Here is a 13,302-nt window from a genome sequence, read left to right as displayed (position 1 = left end):
CCGCATGCCGTATAAACATAACAAGAGCCGCCGCCATAAAATCAAAAAATCTCGTTATCAAGTGACGAACTGGCATGACTACAATAATGGGTTACGGCGACGTGGTGATTTTACGATCTGGTTTACTGAAGAAGCGATAGCGGGGTGGCGCCCAATCAAGACTGGTGCTCGCGGGCGGCCACGTGAATATTCTGACATCGCGATAGAAACCGCCGGGTTTATTCGCCAGGTTTTTCATTTGCCGCTACGTCAAACCGAAGGTTTCATGAATTCGCCGGCTCGTGTTATGAACGCAGGTATCACTATTCCTGACTTCAGTAGCATTGCCAAGCGCAGCATTGTCTTTCCCAGGCATATCCTGAGCAAGGCGAAGGAAGCAGGCAGTATTGTGATCGTTGACTCCACCGGACTCAAAGTCTATGGCAAAGACGAATGGCACCAGGAAAAACATAATGTTCCTGCTCGGCGCACCTGGCGTAGACTGCATCTTGTGATTGTTGAAAATCATAACGTTCTGGCCTGTGAACTCACTACGCCAGAAGTGGGCGACCCGACTGCAGTTCCCGATTTGCTCGACCAAATTGACACGCCTTTCGATATTTTCATGGGCGATGGCGCCTACGATGGAGAGCCAGTTTATAAGGCGGTTTTAGCTAAACAGTCGCATGTACATGTAGTGGTTCCGCCGCCCAGGAACGCAGTTTGTTCAGACGCTGGTGACACGCAGCGAGACCAGCATATTCAAACCCTTGCTGAACAAGGTCGCATAGCGTGGCAACGAAAAACGGGTTACAACTTTCGAAACTATGTTGAGCTTGCCATGCAGCGTTATAAGCGCATTTTTGGCAACACCATGAAAGCACGTGCGTTGCCTCAACAAAAAACTGAAGCATGGTGCAGTGCGTCTGCTCTCAACAGAATGACAGGCCTGGGTATGCCTGTGTCTATCAAAATCTAGTGCAAAAGCTAGAAATGATGTGCTTCGGCCAAATTTCGATTTATTCAACAACGCCCACTGGATATGACTCGCTTTCTGGTGATTACCACCATTCTCCGTCTTCTATTACGCTCGACCATTCCGGTTTCTGGGTTTTTAAGGCAATAGGGTGCGGATCAAACAAAGCATCTGCAAACTCATCGCTTATTACTCGTGAAAACTTAGCAAGCGGCGTATCCAATGCTTCCAGTGTCTCTATCCAATCCAATAACAGTGGGTCACCATACACAGCATAAGTATGCATTAGGGCAAAGTACACAACCGGCAATACACTGTACAAGGCCGCCCGCTCTATTGCTGCGCTCCTAAAGTCCTCGCTGTCATAAGCGTAGAGCAACTCCCGCAAATCACAAAACTTCCATAGATGCCAGCTATCGGAAATGTACGCAAAAAGTTCCGAAGTCGCCTCGCGAAATACGTGGGCACATTGGCACACAAATGTATCAAGCGAATCAAGCACCTTTAAATTTTCGTAACGTGGATGCTGCAATGCATGATCCAACAGTATATCGCTACCAATTCCGTATTCAGCCCCAGGATCAAAAAGATCAAACCCCACCGCCAGGCGCACAAACGGAACCTCTTCTTTGCCAGTGAGAAGCGTAAATTTTGGCATGATCTTCGAGTGAAAATTCCAAAATCTTAGCTTTTCTTTGGATAGGGGCTTAATGGTATTGGTGATAGGGTCGATGACACCATGTTGGTAGCCCAGCTCTTTCAGCGGCGCACTGATCCTTGCACGATCTTTTGTCCGGATAAGCGTGTCGATATCTCCAAGCATCCGTAGCTCAGGCTCATAAATATCACCAATGAGGCCACTGCCCTTGATACACACCATATCAATGTCATCTTTTTTCAGATGCTCAAGGGTGTTATTCAAGCACTCCAGCCAAAGCCTGTTCTTTTTGTGGCTCCCTCGCGTAAGTTGCTCACAATAGGTGATCCAATTCTTTCCGAGACCCGACCGACATGCAAGGTTCAGTAAGTTTCTGCTTTTTAATGTATGCCAGAGAATGCAGATCGTGCGATGATGCATCGCTTGCATGATAATCCATGGCCAGTTCAAGCGCGCCTTAAGCACATTTTCGAACTCCTCATACGAGGGAGGATTTCGAATCATCGAGAGCATGATTAAAATACGCTTTTCGTTTGATGCCCCATTGTACATCGGGTTAGCAATCAGACTGCTCATAGCATTCACTTATTTGTGTCGGGACGCGCTAATCAGATGGGATATATTTATTGATGTCATAGTTTTCCCCCGAGGATGGCAGAAAGACTTTCGCGATAGAACGATATGGTATCTTCAAAACCTTCCGCCAAAGCCACCGAAGGTTTATATTTTGTCAGCTGCTGCAAACGACTCAGGTTCGCACATAGTCGAGTGCCATCAATCTCGCCACGCCTCATAGGCAAATGATTAATCGAATAGTCCTTACCCACCAGCGAACCCAGTTTTCTAACCGCATCGAGAACGGATATCTCTTCTCCGCTGCCCAACTCAAGAATTTGCTCATTCAGACCACTGAATGTTGTATAGATATCATCCGCGATGGGCTGATGGGTGGAAATGAGACATGCCTCAAGGTTATCCAATACGCCTTCAATACAAACACTCACATCACGTACATGCACCAGATCCATGGTCGCATTTCCGGTGCCAAAAATTTCAACCTTGTTATCAGTGAGCATTTGCATAATCCAGGTTGGTATCGCTTTTTGGATATGATTGTATTTTTGGCGTGGTCCATAGACGTTGAATAGTTTCAGGATGGATACCTTCAGACCATGTTCATGAATATACATGAAACAGAACTTCTCCATACAATCTTTTGAGATCGAATATGGATTCAGCCACACATTTGGTTTTGAAAGGCAAATTACGGGAACATCAAATCGGACAGCAGCCTCCAGTACATTCAACGTACCGATGACATTTTCATTAATGGACACTATCGGAGCTGCAACCGTTTCATGCGTTCCGAGCACACCAGCGGCGTGAACGACGCAGTCAACGTTTTTGATTGCCTGGCTGATTGCATCGAAGTTCAATACGTCTTCGACGATTGTTTCGGCTTCGGTAGGAAAAACAGGAGAAATCTTGTCAAAGATAGCAACTCCATAACCTCTCACTAGCAAATAGTCAGCAATGTGAGATCCTATAAATCCGCTGCCGCCGGTAATAAGTACGCGTTTCATATCCTGGCGCACCCCATTGATAGCGCTATGATTGGCGCACTGAGAACTTCATCTTCCATAAATTTTGCTTCTACAAAAAACTAATAACAAAAACCGCTGCTATTCAGACTGAAAAGAAAACTGTTTGACCACTCATGAGCTTGAGCTCGGGCATTGATATTATGGGCAAAGTTAATATACATTGCAACAACCGCGTTATGCTTCTTGCGCTTATCTTTTAACCAGCAACTTCAGCTCAACACAGGGCGATTTGCGAACTTGTCATAATACCTCTGGCATTGAAAAGCTATAAATGAATCTGGTGTTTGCAAGTTGAAGAGAAGCGGCGTATCTGGTTGATGAATTGTTCCCAAACGAACCAGGCTGATGATATGGGGCGTTGTTGAATAAATCAGGTTTTCAGCATTCAAGTCGTTTATATGACATTATCTTGGATCCATTACTTCAATCGATTTCACCGCATGCCGTATAAACATAACGAGAGCCGCCGCCATAAAATCAAAAAATCTCGTTATCAAGTGACGAACTGGCATGACTACAATAATGGGTTACGGCGACGTGGTGATTTTACGATCTGGTTTACTGAAGAAGCGATAGCGGGGTGGCGCCCAATCAAGACTGGTGCTCGCGGGCGGCCACGTGAATATTCTGACATCGCGATAGAAACCGCCGGGTTTATTCGCCAGGTTTTTCATTTGCCGCTACGTCAAACCGAAGGTTTCATGAATTCGCCGGCTCGTGTTATGAACGCAGGTATCACTATTCCTGACTTCAGTAGCATTGCCAAGCGCAGCATTGTCTTTCCCAGGCATATCCTGAGCAAGGCGAAGGAAGCAGGCAGTATTGTGATCGTTGACTCCACCGGACTCAAAGTCTATGGCAAAGACGAATGGCACCAGGAAAAACATAATGTTCCTGCTCGGCGCACCTGGCGTAGACTGCATCTTGTGATTGTTGAAAATCATAACGTTCTGGCCTGTGAACTCACTACGCCAGAAGTGGGCGACCCGACTGCAGTTCCCGATTTGCTCGACCAAATTGACACGCCTTTCGATATTTTCATGGGCGATGGCGCCTACGATGGAGAGCCAGTTTATAAGGCGGTTTTAGCTAAACAGTCGCATGTACATGTAGTGGTTCCGCCGCCCAGGAACGCAGTTTGTTCAGACGCTGGTGACACGCAGCGAGACCAGCATATTCAAACCCTTGCTGAACAAGGTCGCATAGCGTGGCAACGAAAAACGGGTTACAACTTTCGAAACTATGTTGAGCTTGCCATGCAGCGTTATAAGCGCATTTTTGGCAACACCATGAAAGCACGTGCGTTGCCTCAACAAAAAACTGAAGCATGGTGCAGTGCGTCTGCTCTCAACAGAATGACAGGCCTGGGTATGCCTGTGTCTATCAAAATCTAGTGCAAAAGCTAGAAATGATGTGCTTCGGCCAAATTTCGATTTATTCAACAACGCCCTCCAGATTCAATCCCCATATTGCAAGCTGCTCCGCACAAATTGTTTGCCATATAACCGCGGCCAGTCTAGAATCATGATGAGTTTTAAGGTTCCTGCTCTTCGAGGGTGAAACTGGAAGTCGGTAAAATCCCGACGCTGCCCACGCAACGCTAGGTGATTCGTCACGAGCCCGGAGACAGGCCTAAAACTGTAGTCAACAGTATTGCGGAGGGCGATCTGTCAAATTGGTTTTTTTGTCTGTCTTCCCGTACTGTTATTCCATCTATTAAGACCCGGGAATCTCAACCATGAAAACACCCGCTGCAACCGCCTCAATATCAACCTCAAAATTCCTGCCCGGCATTGGCGCCATTGTATTAGGCCTAACCATCGTTTTAGGTTTGGGTTTCTTACAGGATGCCAACAATTACCTGCATAATGCCACTCACGACGGGCGTCACAGCGCTGCATTTCCCTGCCATTAACGTGGCTGATTTTCGTAAGCTGGTTGCAGTCTCGCTACTGGCAGGACTATTGGGCGGCTTGTTAATCAGCGTGCTGCAACACTATCAAACCCTGCCGTTGATTTTGGCCGCTGAGCAGTTCGAAACGCCATCGGCTGAGCATGTGCATGATTGGCAACCGATGGATGGATGGCAACGCAATGGCTTTACCTTGCTGTTCAATGGCCTGACCGGCTTTGGTTTTGCCTTGTTAATCAGTGCCTCTATGTACTGGCGGGATCAACGCGGTTATCTGAATGGACTTGGCTGGGGTTTTGCCGGTTATTTGGTGTTTTTTGTCGCGCCATCATTGGGCTTGCCGCCGGAATTGCCCGGCACTGACAGTGCCGAATTGCATAGTCGCCAAGCGTGGTGGTTATTAACTGCAGCGGTTACAGCCATTGGCTTGTTTGGACTGGTTTTGACCAAACAACGCTGGCTGCAAATCGGCGGCGCTAGCTTGCTGGCTTTACCGCATTTAATCGGCGCGCCTCATCCGGACGTTGCCCACGCCTTAGCACCCGAAGCATTACAACTGCATTTTGTCGTACTGACATCCATCAACAACGCCATTTTCTGGCTAACCTTGGGCGCAATATCGGGCAAATTGCTGCGCAAAGTGACGTTTTAATGATGAATGCCACTGCAGCACGTCATTGCCCGGCGATGTTGATTAGCGCCCCTGCCTCCGGGCAAGGCAAAACCACCATTGCCGCGGCCTTGGCCTATTATCATCGCCAGCAAAACCGTAAGGTGCATGTCTTTAAGGCCGGCCCGGATTTTATCGATCCGCAAATTCTTAGCTTTGCTTGCGGACAACCGGTCTATCAACTTGATCTATGGATGATGGGTGAAGCGCATTGCCGAGAGATACTTTATAACGCGGCAGTCGACGCGGACATAATCTTGATTGAAGGTGTGATGGGCCTGTTCGACGGCGATAGCAGCAGCGCCGATTTAGCGCAAAAACTAAATGTTCCGGTTGCTGTTGTCATCGATGCTGGCGGCATGGCGCAAACCTTTGCTGCCGTGGCTTACGGATTGGCATATTACCGGGCCAATTTGCCGTTTGCTGGCGTCATCGCCAACAAAGTTGGCAGTCCTGGTCATGCCAAACTGCTAGAAGAAGCGTTGCGGGAAAACATGCCCTTGCTGGCCGCGATGGCGAAAGATGACGCAATCGGTTTGCCGTCTCGACACCTGGGTTTGTTGCAGGCCGATGAAATCGGCGACCTTGATCTTCGCTTAGCGCGCGCTGCCGAATTACTGAGCAGCCTTGCGCCGTGCCGATTGCCGCAGCCCGTCGCATTCGCGCCGATCGCTACCACACCGCAGCCACTTTTACTAGCCGGTAAACGCATCGCTGTGGCTCGCGATGCTGCATTTTCATTTATTTATCAGGCCAACCTGGATTGTTTGCAAGCCATGGGCGCTGAGCTGACGTTTTTCTCGCCACTGACCGACCCTGTTTTACCCAAAGCCGATAGTATCTATCTGCCCGGTGGTTACCCGGAACTGCATCTCCAAACATTGGCCGACAATGTTGCCATGAAACAAGCCTTGCATGCACATCATCAAGCCGGTAAACCGATTTACGCCGAATGCGGTGGCTTTTTATATTTGCTGGAACGCTTGACCGATAAAGACGGCCATGCGGCTGCGATGGCTGGACTGTTACCCGGCAGCGCGCAGATGCAAAAACGGCTGGTCAATCTGGGCATGCACAGCTTGCAGTTGGCACAAGGCGAAATTCGCGGGCACAGTTTTCATCACTCACAACTGGAAACGACGATGCAGCTGTTCACCACATCGAATCCGCAACGCAATCGTAGCCGCAGCGAAAATTTTTACCGTATGGGTTCGCTGCAGGCTTCTTATCTGCACACCTATTTTCCGTACAACCCGCAGGTTGCGGCTGGATTTTTTCTATGACCATTCAGTCTACTCAACCGAAAGTCTGGTTTGTGGGCGCAGGTCCCGGCGACCCCGATTTAATCACCGTCAAAGGCCGCGACTTAATCGCCAAGGCTGACGCCATTTTGTTCGCAGGCTCATTAGTACAAGCCGCCGCGACGCAATGGGCACCCAGCGCTTGCGTGATTAAAGATTCCAAAGACATGACCTTGGAGCAGATTACCGACTGGCTGATCGATCAGGCCGGGCCGGGAAAAACCGTGATTCGCCTGCAAACCGGCGACCCTGGCTTGTATGGCGCGTTGATCGAAATGGTGCAACCGCTGGATGTGGCTAATATTGCCGTCGAAGTGGTGCCGGGCGTATCGTCGGCTTTTGCCGCGATGGCTTGCGCAGTGGAGAGCCTGACCTTACCCGAAGTCACGCAAACCGTGATTTTAACCCGCGTTGAAGGCCGCACGCCAATGCCGGACGGTGAATCCTTGCAAGAACTGGCCAGCCATCACACCACCTTATGCCTGTTTTTATCGATCACCTTGTTGACGACAATCGAGCGCGAATTAAAAGCCGCCGGTTGGGCGGATGACGCACCGGTATTGGTAGTCCACAAAGCCAGTTGGCCGGACGAACAACAGATTATCCGCGGCACGCTGGCCGATATTCGCGAACGCTGCCGGGCCGCCAAAATCAACAGTCAGGCCATGATCGTCATCAGTCCCACCTTGGGCGCGCGTCATTGGCCGTCGTTAAAAAAATCCAAACTTTATGATGCCGGTTTTACCCATCGTTTTCGCCGTGCCGAGTGGCCAAACCCAAAGGAACAAGCATGACAACCACCGTCCTCTTAGTCGGCCACGGTTCGCGCAACCAGGCCGGTAACGCCGAAATTCGCGAATTTCAACAGCAATGGCAAGCCCAGCATCCCGATTGGCGCATTGACTTGTGCTACATCGAGCTGGCCGAGGTGCTGCTGGAACAAGGTTTGAGCCGCGCCGCACAAGGCTCTGAGCGCGTAATTGTGGTGCCGCTGATCATCAGTGCCGCCGGGCATGTGAAGATGGAGATTCCCGAGCATATCGAGGTAGCGCGCGAAAAATTTCCAACTGTCGAATTCATCTACGCGCCGCATCTGGGCAGCAATGAAACTCTGCTGGCCGTGCTGCAAAAACAGCTAAAAAGCGCACTGAAAACCCTGTCCATGCCCGACCCGAAAACCACCGGCGTGATTATTTTAGGCCGTGGCTCATCTGACAAAGTTGCCAACAGTGAATTGGCAAAATTAGCGCGTTGGCTGTTCGAGGCCACCGAGCATGAACTGGTCGACATCGCTTTTACCGGCATTACCCATCCGCGTCTGGAAACCGCCGTGCAACGCCAGGTGCGTCTCGGTATGACTCAGCTCGCGATTTTGCCTTATTACCTGTTCACAGGCCTGCTGATCGAGCGAATCGGCAAACAAATTGAGCGCTTGCGAAGCCAATATCCGCACATTGCTTTCGGTTCCGGTACTTATTTTGGTTTTGATCCGGCGATTTTTAAATTGCTCGATCAACGGGTTACTGAAGCGACCGATCCGATAGCGCCGAAAATGCTGGAATGCGACGGCTGTCAGTACCGCGAACAAGCTGAACATCACCACCATCATTGATCCGCTATGAGCCAAAACATTCAGACAGAACAACTCACCCAGGCCGGGCAACAGATCGAGCACGATTCGTTTGCCATCGTCGATCGCGAAGTGGGCGAGCACCATTATTCCGCTGGGCAATGGCAGGTGGTACGGCGCATGATCCACGCCACCGCCGATTTCGAATTCAACGGCCTGACCGAGTTTTCCACGCATGCGGTTGAAGGCGGACTTCAAGCCATTTTGAACGGTGCACCGATCGTCGCTGATGTGGAAATGATTTGCGTCGGCTTATCGCAGCCGCGTCTGGCGCATTTTGGCGTCAGCGCCCGTCAGTTCATCGCTGATGCGGATGTCATCGATGCGGCCAAACAAGTCAACAGCACCCGCGCGGTGCAAGCCATGCGCAAAGCGCACAACTTAGGATTGCTCGATGGCGGCATCGTCGCCGTCGGTAATGCACCGACCGCTTTACTGGAGGTGTTGCATATGATCAAAGAAGAAGGCATCAAACCGGCGCTCATCGTCGGCATGCCAGTCGGCTTTGTCTCGGCAGCGGAATCCAAGGATTTACTCGCCGAATTACACGATGTGCCATGGATCATCACCCGTGGCCGCAAAGGTGGTTCGACGCTGGTGGTTGCGGCAATCCATGCCTTGCTGAGTCTGGCGGAAACCTGGCAAAAAACCGAATAATAGCATGGCAATGCCTGAACGAAAACCCAAAGGTACTCGCAAGGGTTACACCACCGGCGCCTGTTCGGCGGCGGCGGCGCGGGCGGCAGTGCAGGGTTTGCTGAATGGTCGCGTGCCGGACACTATCGACTGTGTGCTACCAAATGGACAAGACGTGGTGTTCAAAGTCGAAGAAGGCTTCGTACAGAACGGGCAAGCGCATGCCGTCATCGAAAAAGACGCCGGCGACGATCCGGATTGCACCAATCATGCCAGGCTGACGGCAGATGTGATGTGGATAGAACAACCGGACAAGATCGTATTGCAAGGCGGCGAAGGCATCGGCCAAATCACGCGTCCCGGTTTGGGGCTGGTGGTCGGCGGCCCGGCCATCAATCCGGTACCTCGCAAAAATATTGAACACAACATCCGCCTGATTGCCGGAGAAGCCCTAAAAACCAGAGGCTTACAAGTGACCATCTCCGTGCCGGGCGGAGAAGAAATGGCGAAAAAAACCCTGAACTATCGTTTGGGCATTCTCGGTGGCATTTCCATTTTGGGTACGACCGGGATCGTCCATCCGTATTCCACGGCGGCGTTCCGTGCCAGTGTGGTGCAAGGCGTGGAAGTGGCGGCTAATCAGGGTCAGGATAGTGTGGTACTGACCACCGGCGGCCGTACCGAGAAATTCGTGATGCGCGAATTGCCCGAGCTGGATGAAAGCTGTTTCGTGCAAATGGGTGATTTCCTGACACCGGCACTGGACGCCGCCGATCGTTGCGGTATTCAAAACATCATTATCGGTGGCATGGTCGGCAAACTGACTAAAATGGCTCAAGGTGAAACCATTACTCACGCCGGTCGCGCGCCGGTCGACGTGGAACTGGTTGCGGATATTGCTCGCAGTATCGGTGCGCCGGACGATGTGTGCAACGCCATCGCCACGCAGGAAACTGCCCGTTATGCATCCGAATGCATGGCGGAGCTGGGTTTGGAATACGAGTTTCATGTCGAGCTGGCCAGCCGAGTCATCGCCGCGTTGGAAAACCGCTACCCCGGCCGCTTCCATATCCGCGTTCTGGTCTGTGATTTTGATGGCAACAAACTGGCCGAAGCCGGAAGGAATTGATCATGCAAGCGATGTGCAGTTTTATCGGCGTACTCGACAGCGGCGCCGCCAGCCTGAGTCAAGAGGCCTTGCTGGTTTTACGCGAAGCCAAATATGTGATCGCCGGTCATCGTCTGCTTCACACCCTGGCTGACGACATCGCCCAGGCCAAACACTACGATTTGACCGGGCAGCTCAAACAAGTGCCGGACTGGATCAATGCCGCATTGGCACGCAATGAAGCGGTAGCGGTTTTGGCGACCGGCGACCCCTTGTGTCACGGCATCGCCGGTTTTCTGGTCGACAAATTGGACCCAAACCGTGTGCGCATCTTGCCGAATCTGAGCACGATACAATTAGCCTTTGCCGAATTGAAACTATCTTGGCAAAGCGCAAAAATCGTCTCGGTACATAGCCGGGATACCGGCGAATGGACACGCGGAGCTATGTCCAATCACGGCTTGTACGAATTGGCTCAGCGCTGCCGCCAGCAGGATTTACTGGCAATATTGACCAGCCCGGACAACACGGCGGCGCGCATCGCCCGCTTATTGCAAATCGAGGGCTTGGCCAATGTGTTCGAGATGGCGATTGCCGAGGCCCTAAAACAACAGGAACAGCGCGTCAGCGCTTGGCTGACCATCGCTGAGGTGGCTCAAAACACCTATCGCGATCCCAACGTAGTCATTCTGAAACGCAAAACGGCTGTGCCCACACCGGTACTGTTTGGCGTTAGCGACGACAGGTTTCAGCAACGCAAGCCGGAAAAAGGCCTGATCACCAAACGCGAAGTGCGCGCGGTGTCGCTAGCCCGCATGCAATTGACAAGATCCAGCATTATCTGGGATATTGGCGCCGGCTCCGGTTCGGTGGGTCTGGAAGCGGCCCGATTGTGTCCAGACGGGCATGTATTTTCAGTTGAAAAAAACGCCGATGACATTGCCAATGTTGCGCAGAATCAGGCCACCTGGGGCATCAGCAATTACAGCTTTGTGCATGGCAAAGCTCCGCAATGTCTCGACACCTGGCCCGATCCGGATGCGGTATTCATCGGCGGTTCCGGCGGCGAATTGGCGGAATTGATCGCATTGTGTTTAGGGCGTTTGCGCCCGGCGGGTTGGTTGGTAATGAACTTCGTCACGCTGGAAAACCTGTCGGCCGCCGTCGATACCCTGAAACAGCTCGGCGCAGACTGGGACGTCTGTCAGATTCAAGCCTCGCGCAGTAGCCCGATTTTGAAAATGCATCGCTTACAGGCCGAAAATCCGGTGTGGATCGTGTCGGCCACCAATCCTTTACAGCCCATAACAAGCGGTCACGATGAACACTAAACTCGGCACCCTCTACGGCGTCTCACTCGGCCCCGGCGACCCCGGCCTAATCACTCGTTGCGCCTGGGATTTACTCTCCGGCGCTGGTCACTGGACTTATCCGGTGCGTAAGAAAAATAGCGACAGTTATGCCCTGGACATTGCCTTGCGCGCCGGTCTTGAATTACCCCAAGCTCATGCCGCGCTGCATTTTCCGATGACTCACGATGCGGATATTCTGGCCCACTACTGGTTGGAAGCGGCGCAAACCGTGCTGGCAATACTGCAACGCGGCGAAGATGTGCTGTTTTTGGTGGAAGGCGATGCCTCGACCTATTCCACCTTCGGCCATTTGCAACGGGGCGTACGCGCGTTGCAACCTGATGTCCGCGTGGAGGTCGTGCCCGGCGTGTCGTCTTTTCATGCCGCTGCGGCGCGTGCGGGCAAACCCTTGGCCGATGTTGACGATACTATTGCCATTGTGCCGGCCGGTTACGGCATAGCGCAGATCGAACGTATGTTGAATGACTTCGATACCTTGGTATTGCTCAAGGTCAAACCATTATTGGATGACATTATCGATCTGTTGCGCCGCAGCGATTTACTGGCCCACGGCTGGTTCGTTGAAAAAGCCGGGGCGCCGGAAGAGCGCATGGTGCATGACATCGCCAGCCTGCAAGGGCAAAAGGTTAATTACTTGTCTTTACTAATTATTAAAAACCCAGGTCGCCAGCGCAGCGAAATGCAGCGCGGTTGCCGCAAGAAAAAGGACACAAGCAATGAATGATGTGCGTGTTGCCATTGTGGCGATTACCAAACACGGCGCCGGTATTGCCTCTCAGCTGGCACCACAACTCCCCGAAGCGGAAGTGGTGGTGTCTGAGAAACAAGCCGAGCATTTGGAGGATTTTGCCAATCCGCGCCGCGTGTATCAAGGTGCATTGAGTGCCCAAATCGGCGAGCTGTTCGCATCTTACGATCAAATCATTTTTCTGGTGTCACTGGGCGCAGTGGTGCGTCTGATCGCGTCACATCTCAAATCCAAGGATGAAGACCCCGGTGTGTTGGTGATCGACGATGCGGCTGAATTCGTGATTCCAGTGCTGTCGGGTCATGTCGGCGGCGCCAATGCCTATGCGGAAAAAGTCGCCACGTTGTTAAATGCCACACCGGTGCTGACGACTGCTTCGGATGTTGGCAAAACCATACCGGTGGACATATTGGGCCGCGAGTTGGGTTGGCAAGTGGAAGCGCCGAAAATCAACATCACTCGCGTATCGGCGGATGTGGTCAATCAATTGCCGATTGCCTTTGTGCAGGAAGCCGGTAGTTCAAACTGGTGGACGCGGCCGACGCCGTTGCCGGCCAATATTCATTTGTTCCAACGCTTCGAGGATGTCGATACCGAGCAATTCCGGTCGATTCTATGGGTCACACACCAGGAAATCGATCCGGCTGTTTGGCAACAACTGGATGAGCGACTGGTGGTGTATCGGCCGCCCAGGGATCAAGAGTAAT

Annotated in this window: 14 protein-coding genes and 1 riboswitch; of the genes, 12 read left to right on the top strand and 2 right to left on the bottom strand. The window is 51.8% G+C overall.

All coding sequences use genetic code 11. From position 1 onward, the window contains the following. Positions 1–4 precede the first annotated feature (4 nt). Positions 5–958, top strand: coding sequence for an IS5 family transposase (locus METLU_RS0123700; RefSeq protein WP_027160356.1), 954 nt, complete (start codon positions 5–7; stop codon positions 956–958). A gap of 82 nt (positions 959–1,040) precedes the next feature. Here METLU_RS0123700 and METLU_RS0123695 read toward each other — a convergent pair whose 3' ends face one another. Further along, the gene (locus tag METLU_RS0123695) at positions 1,041–2,189 is read right to left on the bottom strand and encodes a nucleotidyltransferase family protein (RefSeq protein WP_081679267.1); all 1,149 of its coding nucleotides are present in this window, start codon (positions 2,187–2,189) and stop codon (positions 1,041–1,043) included. Between the two features lie 56 nt (positions 2,190–2,245). After that, a complete protein-coding gene (locus METLU_RS0123690) occupies positions 2,246–3,196 on the bottom strand; it encodes an NAD-dependent epimerase/dehydratase family protein (protein ID WP_027160354.1) in 951 nt (316 codons plus the stop codon). Positions 3,197–3,657: 461 nt separating this feature from the next. Here METLU_RS0123690 and METLU_RS0123685 point away from each other — a divergent pair, with 461 nt between their 5' ends. The 11 genes from METLU_RS0123685 to METLU_RS0123640 all read left to right on the top strand — a co-directional run bounded on the left by METLU_RS0123685 (position 3,658) and on the right by METLU_RS0123640 (position 13,301). Further along, positions 3,658–4,611 (top strand): IS5 family transposase, encoded by a 954-nt coding sequence (locus METLU_RS0123685; protein ID WP_027160336.1) that lies wholly within the window; start codon positions 3,658–3,660, stop codon positions 4,609–4,611. Positions 4,612–4,737: 126 nt separating this feature from the next. Further along, positions 4,738–4,867, top strand: a riboswitch (cobalamin riboswitch). Positions 4,868–4,955: 88 nt separating this feature from the next. Further along, positions 4,956–5,132, top strand: coding sequence for a CbtB domain-containing protein (locus METLU_RS29270; protein ID WP_081679266.1), 177 nt, complete (start codon positions 4,956–4,958; stop codon positions 5,130–5,132). After that, positions 5,086–5,781, top strand: a complete 696-nt coding sequence (locus tag METLU_RS0123680) for a CbtA family protein (protein WP_231383726.1) — start codon at positions 5,086–5,088, stop codon at positions 5,779–5,781. Before METLU_RS29270 ends, METLU_RS0123680 begins: the two co-directional genes overlap by 47 nt. After that, on the top strand, positions 5,781–7,082 hold the full coding sequence (locus tag METLU_RS0123675) for a cobyrinate a,c-diamide synthase (RefSeq protein WP_036244112.1): 1,302 nt from the start codon (positions 5,781–5,783) through the stop codon (positions 7,080–7,082). The genes METLU_RS0123680 and METLU_RS0123675 overlap by 1 nt, the downstream gene beginning before the upstream one ends. Next, entirely contained in the window at positions 7,079–7,894 is an 816-nt protein-coding gene (gene cobM, locus METLU_RS0123670; RefSeq protein ID WP_027160351.1) for a precorrin-4 C(11)-methyltransferase, read from the top strand. Before METLU_RS0123675 ends, cobM begins: the two co-directional genes overlap by 4 nt. After that, complete coding sequence (locus METLU_RS0123665; RefSeq protein WP_027160350.1) at positions 7,891–8,712, top strand: sirohydrochlorin chelatase; 822 nt, start codon at positions 7,891–7,893, stop codon at positions 8,710–8,712. Before cobM ends, METLU_RS0123665 begins: the two co-directional genes overlap by 4 nt. Positions 8,713–8,718: 6 nt before the next feature. Continuing rightward, the gene (locus tag METLU_RS0123660) at positions 8,719–9,387 is read left to right on the top strand and encodes a precorrin-8X methylmutase (RefSeq protein WP_027160349.1); all 669 of its coding nucleotides are present in this window, start codon (positions 8,719–8,721) and stop codon (positions 9,385–9,387) included. A gap of 10 nt (positions 9,388–9,397) precedes the next feature. Beyond that, positions 9,398–10,495, top strand: coding sequence for a cobalt-precorrin-5B (C(1))-methyltransferase (locus METLU_RS0123655; RefSeq protein ID WP_027160348.1), 1,098 nt, complete (start codon positions 9,398–9,400; stop codon positions 10,493–10,495). Positions 10,496–10,497: 2 nt separating this feature from the next. Further along, entirely contained in the window at positions 10,498–11,805 is a 1,308-nt protein-coding gene (locus METLU_RS0123650; RefSeq protein ID WP_027160347.1) for a bifunctional cobalt-precorrin-7 (C(5))-methyltransferase/cobalt-precorrin-6B (C(15))-methyltransferase, read from the top strand. After that, on the top strand, positions 11,795–12,571 hold the full coding sequence (gene cobI, locus METLU_RS0123645; RefSeq protein WP_027160346.1) for a precorrin-2 C(20)-methyltransferase: 777 nt from the start codon (positions 11,795–11,797) through the stop codon (positions 12,569–12,571). The genes METLU_RS0123650 and cobI overlap by 11 nt, the downstream gene beginning before the upstream one ends. Then, entirely contained in the window at positions 12,564–13,301 is a 738-nt protein-coding gene (locus METLU_RS0123640) for a cobalamin biosynthesis central domain-containing protein (RefSeq protein ID WP_027160345.1), read from the top strand. Before cobI ends, METLU_RS0123640 begins: the two co-directional genes overlap by 8 nt. The last annotated feature ends 1 nt before the right edge of the window (position 13,302 follow it).

The organism is Methylobacter luteus IMV-B-3098 (assembly GCF_000427625.1).
GTDB classification, from domain to species: Bacteria; Pseudomonadota; Gammaproteobacteria; order Methylococcales; family Methylomonadaceae; genus Methylobacter; species Methylobacter luteus.
The sequence above is the reverse complement of the archived record's forward strand: the minus strand, read 5'-3'. Positions and strand labels throughout refer to the sequence as shown.